19 protein-coding genes are annotated in these 16,031 nt (G+C 55.2%); 15 read left to right on the plus strand and 4 right to left on the minus strand.

Annotation, left to right across the window (positions count from 1 at the left end; all coding sequences use genetic code 11):
- Positions 1-141: 141 nt before the first annotated feature.
- The 4 genes from H6A25_RS03060 to H6A25_RS03075 all read right to left on the minus strand — a co-directional run bounded on the left by H6A25_RS03060 (position 142) and on the right by H6A25_RS03075 (position 4,172).
- A complete protein-coding gene (locus H6A25_RS03060; RefSeq protein WP_204750544.1) occupies positions 142-909 on the minus strand; it encodes a TatD family hydrolase in 768 nt (255 codons plus the stop codon).
- Positions 909-2,858, minus strand: a complete 1,950-nt coding sequence (gene metG / locus H6A25_RS03065) for a methionine--tRNA ligase (RefSeq protein WP_204750545.1) — start codon at positions 2,856-2,858, stop codon at positions 909-911. Before metG ends, H6A25_RS03060 begins: the two co-directional genes overlap by 1 nt.
- A gap of 285 nt (positions 2,859-3,143) precedes the next feature.
- A complete protein-coding gene (locus H6A25_RS03070; protein ID WP_204750546.1) occupies positions 3,144-3,668 on the minus strand; it encodes a hypothetical protein in 525 nt (174 codons plus the stop codon).
- 45 nt (positions 3,669-3,713) lie between these two features.
- Positions 3,714-4,172, minus strand: a complete 459-nt coding sequence (locus H6A25_RS03075) for a hypothetical protein (RefSeq protein ID WP_204750547.1) — start codon at positions 4,170-4,172, stop codon at positions 3,714-3,716.
- 167 nt (positions 4,173-4,339) lie between these two features.
- Here H6A25_RS03075 and H6A25_RS03080 point away from each other — a divergent pair, with 167 nt between their 5' ends.
- From H6A25_RS03080 to H6A25_RS03145, 15 genes are all read left to right on the plus strand, one after another.
- Positions 4,340-4,621 (plus strand): hypothetical protein, encoded by a 282-nt coding sequence (locus H6A25_RS03080; protein ID WP_204750548.1) that lies wholly within the window; start codon positions 4,340-4,342, stop codon positions 4,619-4,621.
- Positions 4,605-4,700, plus strand: a complete 96-nt coding sequence (locus H6A25_RS13135; protein WP_430651155.1) for a hypothetical protein — start codon at positions 4,605-4,607, stop codon at positions 4,698-4,700. The genes H6A25_RS03080 and H6A25_RS13135 overlap by 17 nt, the downstream gene beginning before the upstream one ends.
- 51 nt (positions 4,701-4,751) lie before the next feature.
- Positions 4,752-4,901 carry an S-layer homology domain-containing protein gene (locus H6A25_RS03090; RefSeq protein WP_275951871.1) on the plus strand — a complete coding sequence of 50 codons (150 nt, stop codon included), beginning with the start codon at positions 4,752-4,754 and terminating at the stop codon, positions 4,899-4,901.
- A 38-nt stretch (positions 4,902-4,939) separates the two neighbouring features.
- Positions 4,940-5,293 carry a hypothetical protein gene (locus H6A25_RS03095; protein ID WP_204750550.1) on the plus strand — a complete coding sequence of 118 codons (354 nt, stop codon included), beginning with the start codon at positions 4,940-4,942 and terminating at the stop codon, positions 5,291-5,293.
- Positions 5,277-6,212: an LCP family protein gene (locus tag H6A25_RS03100; RefSeq protein ID WP_204750551.1), complete on the plus strand. Its 936-nt coding sequence runs from the start codon at positions 5,277-5,279 to the stop codon at positions 6,210-6,212. The genes H6A25_RS03095 and H6A25_RS03100 overlap by 17 nt, the downstream gene beginning before the upstream one ends.
- 176 nt (positions 6,213-6,388) lie before the next feature.
- Positions 6,389-6,589 carry a DUF6199 family natural product biosynthesis protein gene (locus H6A25_RS13140; RefSeq protein ID WP_430651156.1) on the plus strand — a complete coding sequence of 67 codons (201 nt, stop codon included), beginning with the start codon at positions 6,389-6,391 and terminating at the stop codon, positions 6,587-6,589.
- 165 nt (positions 6,590-6,754) lie between these two features.
- Positions 6,755-7,132 carry a hypothetical protein gene (locus tag H6A25_RS03105; protein ID WP_204750552.1) on the plus strand — a complete coding sequence of 126 codons (378 nt, stop codon included), beginning with the start codon at positions 6,755-6,757 and terminating at the stop codon, positions 7,130-7,132.
- Between the two features lie 285 nt (positions 7,133-7,417).
- The gene (locus H6A25_RS03110) at positions 7,418-8,554 is read left to right on the plus strand and encodes a MarR family transcriptional regulator (protein ID WP_204750553.1); all 1,137 of its coding nucleotides are present in this window, start codon (positions 7,418-7,420) and stop codon (positions 8,552-8,554) included.
- Entirely contained in the window at positions 8,547-9,092 is a 546-nt protein-coding gene (locus H6A25_RS03115; RefSeq protein ID WP_204750554.1) for a hypothetical protein, read from the plus strand. The genes H6A25_RS03110 and H6A25_RS03115 overlap by 8 nt, the downstream gene beginning before the upstream one ends.
- A 104-nt stretch (positions 9,093-9,196) precedes the next feature.
- Complete coding sequence (locus H6A25_RS13145) at positions 9,197-9,736, plus strand: hypothetical protein (RefSeq protein ID WP_430651157.1); 540 nt, start codon at positions 9,197-9,199, stop codon at positions 9,734-9,736.
- A gap of 27 nt (positions 9,737-9,763) precedes the next feature.
- On the plus strand, positions 9,764-10,453 hold the full coding sequence (locus H6A25_RS03125) for a hypothetical protein (protein WP_430651158.1): 690 nt from the start codon (positions 9,764-9,766) through the stop codon (positions 10,451-10,453).
- Positions 10,454-10,563: 110 nt separating this feature from the next.
- Entirely contained in the window at positions 10,564-11,613 is a 1,050-nt protein-coding gene (locus H6A25_RS03130) for a hypothetical protein (protein WP_345941571.1), read from the plus strand.
- An 11-nt stretch (positions 11,614-11,624) separates the two neighbouring features.
- Positions 11,625-14,570: a VirB4 family type IV secretion system protein gene (locus tag H6A25_RS03135; protein ID WP_204750557.1), complete on the plus strand. Its 2,946-nt coding sequence runs from the start codon at positions 11,625-11,627 to the stop codon at positions 14,568-14,570.
- A 129-nt stretch (positions 14,571-14,699) separates the two neighbouring features.
- Positions 14,700-15,221, plus strand: coding sequence for a DUF5697 family protein (locus H6A25_RS03140; protein ID WP_204750558.1), 522 nt, complete (start codon positions 14,700-14,702; stop codon positions 15,219-15,221).
- A gap of 10 nt (positions 15,222-15,231) precedes the next feature.
- Positions 15,232-15,894: a DUF6100 family protein gene (locus H6A25_RS03145; RefSeq protein ID WP_204750559.1), complete on the plus strand. Its 663-nt coding sequence runs from the start codon at positions 15,232-15,234 to the stop codon at positions 15,892-15,894.
- The last annotated feature ends 137 nt before the right edge of the window (positions 15,895-16,031 follow it).

The following is a 16,031-nucleotide window of genomic DNA, read 5'->3' on the forward strand; positions in this document are numbered from 1 at the left end:
TCTTGATCGGTGCAAAAAGCCACGCACAGGTCGCGGCTTTTTGCAGATTGATGAAAGATAAAACAAAAGAATTTCTCACATGATATGTTTTTTCATCGTCTACGCAATAAAAAAGAGCCTTTCGGCTCTTTTTTTATTGCGTTATGGGATATTGAAAAATCGCTTGCCGTTTTCCAGGGTGATCCGGGCCGCTTCCTCCGTGGAGATGCCCTTGATGTTGCCGATGCACTCGGCCACCTTCCACACCTTGGAGGAATCGTTCCGCTCCCGGCGGAAGGGCTCCGGGGTGAGGTAGGGGGAGTCGGTTTCGATCATCACCCGGTCCAGGGGCAGCCACTGGAGCACTTCCAGAGCCCGGCGGGCGTTTTTATAGGTGATGACTCCAGTGAAGGAGAGCATCCAGCCCATCTTCACCAAAGTTTTGGCATCCTCCAGACTGCCGGAATAGCAGTGGAACACACCTCGCACCCCCGGGTGCTCCCGCACCATCTCCATGCTGTCTCCATGGGCTTCCCGGTCGTGCACCACCACCGGAAGCCCCAGCTTTTCCGCCAGCTCCATCTGGAGGGCAAAGACTTTCTTCTGGTGCTCTTTGGGGGGATTGTCCTCCCAGTGATAGTCCAGGCCGATCTCTCCGATGGCCTTGACTTTTTCGTCCCGGGCCAGCTTTTCCAGCTCGTCCATCTGGCTCTCTTCAAAATCCCCGCAGTCCGAAGGGTGAATGCCCACGGCGGCATAGACAAAGGGGAAGGTATGGGCCAGTTCCACCGCCTTGCGGGAGGAGGGCAGGTCACAGCCCGGGTTGACGATCAGATCCACGCCCTGCTGGGGCAAACCGGCCAGCACCTCCAGCCGGTCTTTGTTGAAGGCTCCCGAGTCGTAGTGGGCGTGGGTATCAAAGACCCCCATCAGGACAAATGGGACCCGGGCACGGCGCCGTCGGCCAGCACCACCCGCACATCGTTTTCCCCGCAGGTGGCCGACAGGATCATGCCGCAGCTGTCCAGCCCCATCATCTTCCGGGGAGCCAGGTTGCTCACCACCACCACATTGTGGCCGATCAGGTCCTCCGGCTCATACCACTGGGCGATGCCCGAAAGCACCTGACGCTTTTCATAGCCCAGATCCAGCTCAAAGCGCAGCAGTTTCTTGCTCTTCTTCACCTTTTCACAGTGGAGCACCTTGGCCACCGTCAGTTCCACCTTGGCAAAATCGTCATAGACGATGGTGTCCTTGGGTTCGTGAGGGGGCAGGGGCTCCTTCTTTTCCTCCTGGGGGGCATGGGCGGCCTGGAAGGCAGCCACTTCCTCCAGCTTCTTTTCGGCATCCATCCGGGCGAAGAGGATCTCGGCCTGGCCCACCTGATGGCCTTCCGGCAGCGCGCCGAAGGAGCTGAGACTGTCAAAGTCGGTTTTATCGGTGTTCAGCTGAGCGTAGATCTTCTGAGCGGCGTCGGGAAGGAAGGCCTCCAGCAGCACGGCGCCGAAGCGGATGCTTTCCAGCAGGTTATAGAGCACGGTGTCCAGTCTTGCCTTTTTGCTCTCGTCCTTGCCCAGGACCCAGGGCATGGTCTCGTCGATATACTTGTTGGCCCGGCGGAAGATGGCAAAGACCTCGTCCATGGCGTCGCCCACCTTCAGCTGGTCCATGGCCCGCCGCACCTTTTCGGGGGCCTCCAGGCACACCTGCTTCAGTTCCTCGTCCACCGGCTCGCACACATCATGGCTGCCCATGACGCCGTTCTGGTACCGGTGGCACATGGTCACCGTCCGGTTGACCAGGTTGCCCAGGATGTTGGCCAGGTCGCTGTTGGTGCGCTCGATGAGCAGCTCATAGGTGATGGTGCCGTCGTTGGCAAAGGGCATCTCGTGGAGCAGGTAATAGCGCACAGCGTCCACACCGAACAGCTCTACCAGGTGATCGGCATAGATCACATTGCCCTTGGATTTGCTCATTTTGCCCTCGCCCACCAGCAGCCAGGGATGGCCGAAGACCTGGCGGGGCAGCTCCTCGCCCAGGGCCATAAGGAAGATGGGCCAATAAATGGTGTGGAAACGGAGAATGTCCTTGCCGATGAGATGCACATCGGCAGGCCAGAACTTTTTGTATTCCTCTGTGCTCTCCCCTTCCGGCTCATAGCCCAGGAAGGTGATATAGTTGGTCAGAGCATCCAGCCACACATAGACCACATGGCCCGGGTCAAACTCCACCGGGATGCCCCAGCTGAAGGAGGTGCGGGAAACGCACAGATCCTGAAGGCCGGGCTTGAGGAAATTGTTGACCATCTCATTTTTCCGGGATTCCGGCTGGATGAACTCCGGATGGTCTTCGATATATTGCATCAGCTTGTCGGCGTATTTGCTCATGCGGAAGAAATAGGCTTCCTCCTTGGCCTTCTGCACCGGGGCGCCGCAATCGGGGCATTTGCCGTCTTTCAGCTGGCTTTCGGTGAAGAAGGACTCGCAGGGGGTGCAATACCAGCCCTCGTAGCTTCCTTTATAGATATCGCCCTGGTCATACAGACGCTTGAAGATCTGCTGGACCTTCTTTTCGTGCATGGGATCGGTGGTGCGGATAAACCGGTCATAGGAGGTGTGGAGCACATCCCAGTTGCGGCGCACTTCGGCGGCCATCTCGTCCACGAAGGCCTGGGGGGTCATGCCGGCCTTTTCGGCCTTCTCCTGGATCTTCTGGCCGTGCTCGTCGGTGCCCGTCTGAAAGAGCACATCGTAGCCGTCCTTCCGCTTATAGCGGGCGATGGCGTCGGCCAGCACGATCTCATAGGTGTTGCCCACATGGGGTTTGCCCGAGGTGTAGGCGATGGCCGTGGTCAAATAGTACTTTCCTTTGCTGTTCATTTTCTTTCCTCCATGGCGCCTTTGCTTCTTCCGGCGAATGAGCCGGCGCGCCGGATATAGTGTGGGTCAAAGGCCTACGCAGCCTTTGCCTGCGCATTTTATCATACCATCCCCCATAAAAAAACACAAGCGGCGTGACGCCGCTGTCATACTTTCTTTGCCTTGGTGAACACAACCGTCCCTGGCTCTATTGCACAGCGGGGGAGCGCAGTACGGGTGCAGCGTCAGCGGGGCGCCCCCGCGGCCATACTTTCTTGGCCCTGGTGAACACAACTGTCCCTGGCTCTACCGCACAGCGGAAACGCCTTTTTGGCCGATGGCTTTTCCCAAGGCAAGCAGGCTTTCCAGAAGCTCCGGGTTACGGCTCTGATAAAAGTCCTCCCATTCCGTTTCCCACTGGCCCTCTGTGTTTTTCAGCTTCCACACCTTCACCTGTGGCCGCTCCGCCCCGATCAAGGACAGCGCCCAGGCGTCCTTTCCCTGGCGCATCACAAAGCGAGTAGGGAAATACATCTGTCCCACTTCGGTCATCCGATGGGGCCAGGTGCCCAAAGAAAGATACAGATCCAGCAGATCGTCATACCGAAGATCTTCTGCCAGCGCCCGGATGGTGCCCTGGGCCCCTTTCCCCGAAACCGGCACGGTGATTCCTCTGTCCACATAGACATACTGAGTTTCCTGGAAAGGGGAAAGCCCCAGCTTTTCCGTGGGGCCGCCTTCTGCCCAGGAAAACAGGCCTACCACTCCCAGAATTATCGCTGTCAGCAGTACAAGACGCACAAAAAACCGTTTTCCAATATAGCGGATCATTTGAAAACCCTCTTTTTCTCTGTTTCCGATCTTTGCTTCATCTTTTCAGGGAAGTTGGTCTTCTCCATAACACTGCCGGTATTCCTCCGCAAAGTGTTTCCAGGCCTCCCACTGGGGATTTCCCGGCTGCTTTTGTTCCTCCGGCACGCCCCGCAAAAGTAGCAGCAACAACTGAAGCCGGGAACTGTTGCTATAAGTATAGCCGGTTTCCTGCCCAATCAGGGCATACACCTGCTCATCAAAGGGACAGGCCCCTTCCGGAAGCCGGCTCATCTCCAGCGGCACCGCATCCCGCTCCTCTTCATAAAAAGGGGCGCTTTGCTCTCCCTGGGGAAGACGATAGGCCAAAAAGGCGCCCTCTTTCTTCCCACAGGCGAAAAAGCTGTTGTCTTCTTGGGTGCTGCGGAAAAATCCGTCCAGACTACCGTAATCCACCAGCTTCGCTCCCCAGGTTTCTTCCAACCAGCGGGCCAGTTCCTGCGGCGAATGTTCTCTGTTATTCACAGGCATCATCCCCTTCTTTGTTGCCTCTATTCTATCTGCTTTCTCTCTTTTTGCAAATATCAGGATATCCCCCAAGCAGAGATGGAAAACCATTCCTTTTCTTCCATCGACATCCATTTTTATCCGGTGCTATACTTATTATAATATAAAAAAGAGAGGTGTCCCTGATGAAAAAACGCATCCTTTCCCTCCTTCTGATCCTGTGCCTTTCTCTGGGACTTCTGCCCGCCGGCGCTCTGGCCGCAGGCACCCAGACCGTCAAAACGGCTGTGACGGTGGATTACGGCGCCGCCATAGAGGCGGTGGAATATCTCAACCACCACCGCCGACGGCAAGACTTCCGGCTCCTGCCGTGTCACCGTATCCAACCCCTCCCAGGGCTCCCACAGCTTCACCGATGTGTCCCAAAGCGATTATTTCTACGACGCCGTCATGTGGTGTGCCGATGAAGGGCTCCTGGATGAGGCCGGCAATACGGTGGGGGTCTACACCCCTTGCACCCGTGCAGAAATGGTGTACCACCTGTGAAAACTGGCCGGTTCTCCCGAGCCCATCACCTCCATCAACGCCTTCTCCCACCTGTCCTCCCTGTCCACTCAGGAGCGAAAAGCCATTCGCCGGGCCGTGGAGGAAAACATCGCCAACGGCACCAGCATCACCACCTTCTCTCCCAGCATGGTGCTCACCCGGGCCCAGGTATTCACCTTCCTCTACCGGTACTACAACTGATCTTTCCCATCCCCGAAGCTGCGGCTTCGGGGATTTTTTTGTCTGGAAAAGGTGAAAACGGCAGCAAATTCTTAGAAAAGTCTGAACTTTTGACCAAAGGATTGGCATCTTCCCTGTTTTCTGGTATAATAGCGGGGCTTACGAAAAAAACAGCGGCTTTCCGGCAACTTTTTGCCGGAGAAATCCGTCTAAAAAAAGACAGTCCGGAAGCAGGCTCCCATGAGCCGCTTGCCAAAGGAGGCTTTTTTCAGAAAAATGGCACAAGGAAAACGAGTAGTACGAAAAAAACGCCGTCGTCGCCATCGGGGCCGGGTCCTTTTCTGCTGGCTGCTGATTTTGCTGGGCCTGGGTGGTGTGGGTTTTTATTTTTGGAGAATGATGACTTCCTATGATTACAATCCCTTAGACGACAGCGATCTGGGCATTGTGCAGCCCCAGCAGCCGGTGAGCGACAAAATCACAAACATCGCCCTGTTCGGCGTGGACTCCCGAGCCGGGGAAAATTCCCGGTCCGACGCCATGATCATCCTGTCAGTAGATCCCAAGCGTGGGAAAGTCAAGATGTCCTCCCTGATGCGTGACGCCTATGTGGAGATCGACGATCACGGCATGACCAAGCTATGCCACGCCTATGCTTATGGCGGGCCGGAGCTGGCCATCAAGACCATCAACCAGAATTTCCAAATGGACATCAGCGAATATGCCACCGTCAACTTTAACCAGATGGCCGATATCATCGATGCCATCGGCGGTGTGGAACTGGAGGTCTCCCAGGCCGAAATGGACGAAGCCAACGACGCACTGTGGGAGTATTGTGTGTTCAACGACCTGATCTGGGATGATTACAAATTCACCGAACCGGGGCTTCAGACCCTGAACGGTCCTCAGGCCGTGGCTTACGGGCGCATCCGCAAAGGGGCCACCGGCGGCGATGCGGCCCGCACCAGCCGCCAGCAGGAGATTCTGGAAAAGATGATGGACAAGGTGATGGATATGAGCATTGTGAAATATCCCTCCCTGGCCGCAAAACTCCTGCCCATGGTGGAAACCAGCCTTTCCTCCAAAGAGATTCTTTCTCTGGCCACCCAGGTGCTTTCCGGCGGCAAGCCGGACATCGAACGGGCTACCTTCCCCTGCGAGGGTGAATGGTCGGAAAAACGCACCTCCAGCGGTCTTTCCGTGGTGGCCTACGAAGATGCATTGGCTGTAAAGCGCCTGCACGCATTCATCTATGACGATCTGTCCATCGAGGAACAGAAAGCCCAGGAGCAATCCTCCGGCAGCACTGACACCGATACCGATACGCCATAACATTCAACCATACTTTTTATCGCGATCTGTGAATACGGCCAGAACTTCCGTAACAAGCGGTCAGACTGTATGTGCTTCCACATCGGCCCTAATGGGAGATCTGAGCCGCTTCCAGTTGGCGATTGACCGCATCAAAAATAAGAGCATCGATTTGTGATCAATGGAGGAAAAAGTCAATGGACTATTTATGGCTGCTGGCTTTGCTGATTTTAGGGGGCTGTATGCTATGTTATCCAAAAACATTATGGAAGATAGAGAATCTATTAACGGTCAAGAATGGTGAGCCATCCGAATTATATTTATTTTTGATGCGGATCGGCGGCGTATTTTTTATTCTTTGTTCGCTCGGCATAACCGTGTATCTATTGATGAAATAAACCGCCCTTATCGGCATTCTGCTCTGGCCTTGTATCCTATCGTATCTAAAAAGCTCTAATAAAAAGCCGCTGTAAAGCATTGGATGGTTTTACAGCGGCTTTTTATATCCATCCCCATGCCACCATACATGGAAAAATCTGTGAACACACAGAAAAAGACAGTTTTTGAAAAATCTTTCTATCGTTACTTGGAAAAAAGCAGAGGAGATGCTATCAAAAGGGAACTATCTTACCACTGTTCCCTATAAAATCTCGGAACTGGAATATATCCGCAAAGTAGAGCTTGTTTATCGCAGCGAAACATACGATACATACTTCATGCTTTATTACTGCTTCTATGTAGAATTGCCTGAGCAAGAAGGGAAAAATGGACTGAAAACCTATGGCACATATTGTGTACCAGCGGTAAGATCTGATCATATTTCCAACATTCCAACATCGGCAGGAAACTTTAACCAGCCAAAACAAAACGCCGCAAGAAGTATCTTGCGGCGTTTTGTTTTGGCACCCCCAATAGGAATCGAACCTATAACTGCCCCTTAGGAGTGAGGTTGAGCCAATGAACCGCCGTGTTCCACAGTATCCTTACACATTTTATTGTGAAATACTAACACAAAACGGTCTTTGATGCAAGTGTCTCTTTGTGCATATTTTGCATCATGGCGTGTCGTCGGGATGAAAAACTGCTGATTAGCAAAGAATTAGCACACCCTTGATTAGCAGAAAATTAGCAGAAATCATCCCACTTGCAATGTGTTTCTTCATGTAACTATGCGCTTTTTCAAGCCATCTTGCTTGTGGGGGAACTACCTTGAAAGGAGCTTCCTCATGTTAGGCTATCAAGTTGAAATCAAGCAGCTCGTGGATTACCCCCGTTGCCGAGTACATCGGGAATTTATCCAAACGCTCATCGCAGACCGGAGCCTCCGAACCAACAACGGATGCTCCGGCCTTTTTTATTATGCCGTCCTCTGCTCCTATGCCAACTTCCGCACCTCCTACCGGCGGATCGATGGCATCACCTACACGATTTATCCTGGCGAATGGGTCTGCACATTTAAGGAACTGGCAGAATGGCTGCGCCTCCGAACAAAGCGGCGCATCTTTGACGTCCTGGACAGGCTTCAGGATGACCACCTGATCGACTACAAGATTTTGGGGCGGGACAAGCTGGTGCGCTATCAGATCAAGGACTGGCGGCGGCATAACACTGTCCTGGACTATAACTGCCCCTGCCAAAAGGACACAGGCTTCTACTTCCTCCCCGTGTCAACGGCCACCGACCTGATCAGCGTCGGCAGATGCTCAGAAATGGACATCCTGCTGGATCTCTGGATCTCAGCGGTCTACAATGATGAACGGGTACAGGGTTCCTTTACCGGGCCGGTAGCCTATTTCCGAAACGGGAGCGGGAAGCCGCTGGTGTCCTATGCGGATCTCGCCGCCCGCTGGGGGATCTCGAAGGCGACGGTTGGCCGGGTGCTGAAGAAGCTCTCCCGGCTGGGCCATATTACACTGGTGACCTTCCCAGGGCGCCACGGGACAGCCATCTACTTGAAAAACTATCTCTCCACCATGTTTCAAATCTCCGATGTCATGGTGGACAAGGCGGAGGTAGCCCTCTCGCTGAACATCAAGTTTCTTCCGCCCGACACGGAGCCAGAGGCGGCGGAGCGTTTCGCCTGCGGCCCAACGAGACTGCTTTTCGTTTCAAAAGCGTTCATGGACAATGTGGCGCAGAATGTCCTGCAACTCCTTGAGCGGCAAGGGGTTGCGTGCTCTCAATGCCCCCGTTGCTCCTATCAGTTATATCCATTATCCGACGATGGAAAGGGTGAGTGTATGGGAGAGCAGGAACAGCCGCATCGGTTCCGCATGGAGGTTTTCTGCGGCCCGGGTACTCCCCGCTATGTATTTGTCCTGTCCCTTGGCATCCTGCAGGAAGGGGTGACGGAGCATGGCTAAAAAGCCCGTTGAGAAAAAGGTGGAAGACGATCCCCGCTACCACGACACCTGGCGCCTGTTGAAAAAGTACCGGGATGTGGTGTGGAGCCTGGAACTGTCCGTCCAGCAGTTGAAAAAGCAGTTTGAAGTGGAGTATGGGAGCAGTATCGAGGATTTTCTGGAGTCTGTCTACCTGGCCGGCGCAGATCTGGGCGGCACGGAGATTGAAAACCACGCCCGCTGCATTGAGCGGAGCCACAAGATGCTTTCCCTGCTGAACCATTCTGTGGATCTTCTTCGCACCCGGCATAAAAACGGCGAGGAGTACTACTGGATCTTGTACTTCACCTATCTCTCCCCCCAGCAACTGAAAAATGCGGAAGAAATCATTGAGCAGCTCCGGCCTCATATGCAGGACATCAGTTTTCCCACCTACTACCGCAAGCGCAAAAAGGCGGTGGAGGCCCTCAGTTCCATTCTCTGGGGATATACCTCCCAGGAGTGCCTGCTGATCTTGGAGCAGTTTTACCCGCCGGAGGAAGGTGCGGCCCGAAAGTAGAATCTGTCCTGTTTCCCTCTGCTGATAGAGAATTGATACAGTTTTGAGAGTGAATTGAGAGGGTTTTGTTATTGTGCGGATAATCTTGATGTGGTACACTGGTCATGCTCAAAACTGTCCCTAAAACTGAAAACATCCGCAAAAGGCGCTTGCAGCGTCTTTTTTTCTGCCCTTTTGCGGGATCAAGACAGCACCTGGACCATCAGGTGCTGTCTTTGTTTTCAGCGGGAAAACTCGTCAAAGGAGGTCTTTTTCAGTTGAAACCGGAAAAAACGCCGCCCAATCAGCCGAGGCGAAGGGGCCCGAACTTCGCCCGTATCCTCTACATGGGTTATCTCTGTGTCTGTCTGAGCGTATGCTTTGCCTCTCCCGCATCAGCGGCCACCATTTGGGAGAAAGCGAGCGAGATCATGCAGGATGTCTACACGCAGATCCTCACCATCTCGACTATTGCGGCCATCGTCACCGCATCCGTGGCGCTCTTGATGATGAACTTCTCCCGCTCCGGCCGAACAGTCGAGGAGTCCCGGGCATGGCTCAAGCGGATCATCATCACCTGGGTCATCCTCAACGGCCTCGGATTCATTATGGCGTATGTTACGCCCTTCTTCCAGGGGGGCCAGTGGACGCCGTCCAGTCCCTAACCGCCTATGGGAATTTTAGATGGCATTGTGGCCTGGATCGCGGAGCAAGTCATGCACGGCCTGGACTTGATCAATACATCAGTTTTGGGCGCTCTTGGCTGTGATATGTCCGTCTTTCTCCGCTATTTCCCTGCCGCAGAAACCATGTATGAGGTCTTTGTGGCTCTTGCCATCGGCCTGATCCTGCTGATCTGGATTTGGAACCTGGTCAAGAACTTCGGGCTTGGCCTTGGCACTGAAGCGGAAGATCCCGTGAAACTGAGCATACGGTCGGTCCTGTTCATTCTGCTGGCCTATTATGCCAATGAAATTGTGGATCTCGTTCTCGGCATCGGCGGAACACCCTATGACTGGATCATGAATTCGGCTCTGCCAAGTCTGGATTTCGCGAGCTTTAACTCGGTCATGCTTACCATCATCGGGGTCTGTGCAAGCGGAGCGGTGACGATCATCGTGCTGATTTTGGTGCTGATCCTCGCCTGGAACTATCTGAAATTACTGTTTGAGGCGGCGGAGCGGTATGTTCTGCTGGGCATCCTGGTCTATACGGCGCCCGTAGCATTTGCGATGGGGTCCTCCCAGGCTACCTCCAATATTTTCAGGAGCTGGTGCCGGATGTTCGGCGGCCAGATTTTTCTGCTCCTGATGAACGCATGGTGCCTGCGGCTCTTTGTTAGCATGGTAGGCTCCTTCATTTCCAATCCGCTTTCCATTTGACAGGGGGAATGAAAACGAAAAAGAGCATTCAATTTACAAGCATCCTTGTGCTTGCGGTAATTTTTTCTGTGTCCCTCGCGTTGCCGGCCTCCGCGATCAGTGAGGCCGATGTGCAGGCACAGGTAGACGCTGTCGGCCGTGAAACCGTGACCGGGAACGTGCTGATCTGGTTTTTGTGCGCCATCGGCTTTCTCAAAGCGGCCCAAAAGATCGACAGCTTTATGGCCAGCCTGGGCGTCAATGTGGGACACACCGGCGGCTCCATGCTGGCAGAGGCGCTGATCGCGGCCAGGGGTGTGGGGACGATTGCCGGCGCGATGGGTCACTCTTTGGGCGCTGCCGGCGGACATCGGGGCAGTTCCGGCGGAAACTCCGCCGCTGCATCGGCAGGCGGCTTTTTCAAGGGCGGCCTGATCGGTATGGCCCGGCGCAAGGCTACCAGCGATGCAGTGAGGAGCGCGACATCCAGCACATCGGCCGTCCGCTCTGAACAGGTCAAGTCCACATCTGAGCAAACCGCCAGCCATTCCGCCCATACCAGCGAGCAGGCCGGTGTCAGGCAGACTGCCACCCATGAGGGACATCAGACTGTCCAGCAAACCGCGGCGAAGACGGCGGAGCATACCAGCCATACCGCCTCAGAAGTGACCCGTACACAACATCATACTGCCTCTTCCTTCCAGGGCGTCGGGTTGGGCGGCGCGATTTTTGCCAAGTCCTTACTGAAGGGCGGAGATTTCGCCAATGACGTGATCGGCACCGTTGCCCGGGGCGACATCCGCTCCGCAGGCTCCATCACCGGCGATCTTGCGGCGCAGTCCCTCCAGTCGTATCTGGGTTATACGGCGCTGGGGGCGGACGCCAAGGACACGCCGGCGTTCACAAATGTGGAGATCGGCGGTGGCCGGATCACTGGGACCGAGACGGCTCCCGGCAGTTCGGAGGGCGTCGCTTTCGGGATGTACCATGCGGATCAATATACCGAGCCGAAGGGGGACTTTACAAAAGTCCATGCCGCTGACGGCTCCCTTTGGTACAAGCAGTACGCCCAGGACGCTGTGGAGCGCAAGCCCTACAATGCGCCGGATGGCACAGTCGCTTACCAGGAGAGCATCGTCAAGAGGCTGCCTGATCCGCCCAAGCGTAAGGACCGACTGTAATTAGGAGGTCTATGAAACACGAAGAACGGGACATCTACACGATCCCACCCAATTTTATCGAGGGCGGCACCCTGCTGGGCGGTATGTTCAGGACCCGGAATGTGGTGGAGGCCGGCATCCTCGCCGTGGCTATGGGCGGTCCGGTCCTTTCTCTGCACTTTTCCCTTACCGTCCGCATCATCATTCTCTGTTTCACCGCCCTGCCTCTGGCGCTTGTGGCCCTCATCGGCATCAACGGCAGCAGCCTGTCCTCATTTTTCATCCAGTTGTTTAGTTTCCTCCGAAATCGGAGGGTGCTGTCGGCAGACGAACCGACGGACACACCGAAGAAAAAGCCGATCCTCCCAAGTTGGGCCAGACGCAAGCCGCCAAAGCCGGCGGCCGAGGACGAACAGGAGCGGCCCAAAAGCCGCAATCGCCTTCATGTAGACTGGAAAGAGCGCAAAGTCACCCAGGTCAAAACCTTTCTGGAGGAGGAGCCGCTCCAAAAGCCACTCAATCCGATTGCCGGCTATGTACCCATTGAGAAAATCGAGAACGGCATCATTTACACAAGGGATCACCGCTACATCAAGGTGGTCGAGGTGGTTCCGGTGAATTTCATGCTCCGCAGCGCCCAGGAACAGAGAGGGATCATCTATTCCTTCATTTCCTACCTAAAGATCGCGCCGGCTAAGGTGCAGTTCAAGGTGCTGACAAAACGGGCGGACATCAACCGGCATCTCCAGATGGTGAAGAAAGAGCTGGAACAGGAAACCGATCCCCACTGCCGTGTCCTGCAGGAAGACTATTTACAGCTTATCCGGCAGCTTGGTTCCCGAGAGGCGGTGACCCGACGCTTTTTCCTGATTTTTGAGTATGAGGAGATGCCCGGCACTCGGCGGGGCCACGAGGAAGAGGAAGCCATCTCGTCGCTCCAGACGGCGGCCCGGACAGCCGCCAACTACCTGCGGCAGTGCGGCAACACCGTCTTGATGCCGGATGACGAGGACGAGGCGACTTCCGAGATCCTTTACAGCATTCTTTGCCGCCGGCAGAGCAATACTCAGCCCTTTCAGGCGAGGGTCAAGCAGGTGCTGTCGGACTACATTGCATCCGGCCGTAGCCTGGATGCGATCCCTTCCAATGAATTCTACGCTCCCAGGCGGATAGATTTCTCTCACAGCCGCTATCTGGAGGTGGATGGACTCTATTACGCCTATCTGCTGGTCCCTTCCGCCGGGTATAAGCCCCAGGTCCCGGCCGGGTGGCTGAGCCTGCTGGTGAATGCCGGGGACGGGATCGACCTGGATATGTTTTTAGCCAAGCAGCCCAAAGACCGCATGGTGCGGAAACTCGGCCAGCAGTTGCGGATCAACCGGAGCCGGATCAAAGAGGCCAGTGACACCAACACCGACTTTGATGATCTGGATGGCGCCATCCGCTCCGGCTATTTTCTGAAGGATGGCCTGGCCAACAACGAGGATTTCTATTACCTCAATCTGCTGATTACTGTTACGGCGGACAGCGTGGACGAACTGGAGTGGAAGTGCGCGGAAATGAAAAAACTTCTGCTCTCCCAGGACATGGACGCGCAGGCCTGTTCCTTCTGTGAGGAGCAGGCTTTTTTATCGTCCCTCCCCCTGGTGTCGCTGGAGCACCGGCTCTTTGAGCGGTCCAAACGGAACGTCCTGACCTTGGGGGCGGCCAGCTGCTATCCGTGCATCAGCTATGAGATGTGCGATGACAACGGTATCCTGCTGGGGGTGAACAAGTACAACAACTCGCTGATCATCGTCGATATTTTTGACTCCCGCATTTACAAAAACGCGAATATTGCCATCTTGGGGACGAGCGGCGCCGGCAAGAGCTTCACCATGCAGTTGATGTCCACCCGGATGCGGCGCCGGGGCATCCAGGTCTTTATTATCGCCCCGCTCAAGGGCCATGAGTTCCACCGGGCCTGCGCCAATATGGGTGGGGAGTTCATCAGCATTTCGCCGGCTTCCCGCAACTGCATCAACGTCATGGAGATCCGCCGGGTGGATAACTCGGTGGACGATCTTCTGGACGGCCCCAGCATCGAAAAATCCCAACTGGCCGCCAAGATCCAACGGCTCCACATCTTCTTTTCTTTGCTGATTCCGGACATGTCCCATGAGGAGCGGCAACTGCTGGACGATGCCTTGATCCGCACCTATGCCAGAAAAGGGATCACCCATGAAAACAGCAGTTTGGATGACCCGGCCCACCCCGGCCATTACCGCCCGATGCCTGTCCTGGGGGACTTGTATGAGGTGCTGCGGGAGTCTCCCGACACCAAGCGCCTCGCCAACATCATCAACCGGCTGGTCAACGGCTCGGCCCGAACCTTCAACCAGGCTACCAATGTGTCGCTGGACAACAAGTACACGGTTTTGGACATCTCAGAACTGACCGGCGACCTGTTGACCGTGGGGATGTTCGTGGCCCTGGATTTCGTCTGGGACAAGGCCAAGGAAAACCGCACAGTGGAGAAGGCCATCTATATCGACGAATGCTGGCAGTTGATCGGCGCCAGTAGCAACCGCCTTGCCGCAGAGTTTGTTTTGGAAATTTTCAAGATTATCCGCGGCTACGGCGGCAGTGCTATCTGCGCCACCCAGGACATCAACGACTTTTTTGCCCTGGAGGACGGAAAATACGGTAAAGGCATCATCAACAATGCCAAAACCAAGATCGTCCTCAATCTGGAGGAAGAGGAGGCCCGCCGGGTCCAAACCCTGCTGCACCTCTCCGAGGCGGAAGTCATGGAAATCACCCACTTCGAGCGGGGCAACGGGCTGATCAGCACCAACAACAATAATGTGACCGTCGAGATCAAGTGCAGCCAACTGGAAAAGGAACTGATCACCACAGACCGCCGGGAACTGGTGGAACTGCTGGGGAAAAGAGAACACCAGACCCAGAATGTGCCGGAGGACGATGTGGGTGCGTAATGCGCCGGTAATACGGGCTTTATGCGTATTGCCGGGCAAAGGCGCTGTTAATGCGCCGATTATACGCATTCCCCACGCCCTTCTACGCTGTCAATACGCTGATAATACGCATTAAGGAGGCAGTGCAACGTGAAAACACGCGCTGACTTATACAGCCATGAGGCTGTCGGCCTGCTCCGGGACATTACCATGTATCGTGTTCTGGAGAAGGAGCAGTTGTTCAGGCTGCACCCTGGAAAACGGGATAAAATAGAAAATCTGCTGACCCATTTGACCAAGCAGGGACGTATCTGGCTTGTAGATGGCCGCTACTGCGCCTCGCCGGATTGTGCCGAACAGGTGGATCGGGGACTGCTTGCCGCCATTTGGGTACTGGCTGATTTCATTGACCAGGTGGAGTACCACTCCGTCAGCGACTTTCCCGCTAAAATCATTTTCTTTGCCGAGGGGGATGTCTACGAGATCATCCATGTGGAGCAAGGGAAAGAGACGATGATTTCCCATCTGCTCTCCGTGCCAAAGGAGGAACCGTCCAAGTACATCGTGCTGGTGGACGATCTATCCCAACTCCAACATCTGGACCTCCCGCCAGTCAACGGCTACTGCACCGTTTCCCCCAATGGGGAGGTTCAATATTACCAGAAAGAATAGGAGGACACATTTGGACAGAGCAATCCTGTCAAAGCGCATTACATCCATCTTATCCGATATTTCAAGGCTGAACAGCGCCCTGTATGCGCTCAACACCACCGACATCCAACGCTACCCGGAGAACTATGAGGTTCTGTCCACCGACGCCGCGCTCCGGGCCGAGCGGGTCGCCTGCCGGCTCCGGCACATTATCTACGCGGCCACTCCCATCAAAAAAGAGGAATATCTCACATCCGCCGCCGTTATGCAGGGCGTGGAGATCCAGGAAGAGGACGGCATCATCGAGATCAAGCTCCCCTGCCTGCTGCCCAAGCGGAAACAGCGGCAAAGCACCGAGTTCCTGCTCGACCCGTTCACAGCGGCGCTGGCCCAGTTTGCCAAGAGCCATGCCATGCCGCGCCTGCGTCACTGTGTTGTCTGCTTCTCCCATGTGTATTGCAAAGACTTGCCTCTCCAAAGGGTACGGGACTATGACAACCTGGAGCTGAAGCAATTTCTGGACGTGGCCGCCTCCTTCATCCTGACCGATGACAGCGGGCTTTTGTGCGACGCCTATAACACAACGGAACTTGGGCCGGAGGACTGCACCCGCATCTCCATCATGGACAGCGCCCGGTTTCCCGACTGGCTGGATGCCCGCCAAACGGCCCTGCGGTCAATCAAAGACCTGTAAATCACGGCAGGAAAGCATATCCCATTTTCCCCCTTTAGGAGCTTCTCATTCCGGGACGTGCCTTTTGGCACGAAAAGCCCTTGAAAATAAAAGGGATTGCTACCCACGCCGCCAAGCAAAAACGCCCAGGTTATAGC

Origin of the sequence: Intestinimonas butyriciproducens, from assembly GCF_016901775.1 — a bacterium.
In the GTDB taxonomy this organism is placed as follows: Bacteria; Bacillota; Clostridia; order Oscillospirales; family Butyricicoccaceae; genus Pseudobutyricicoccus.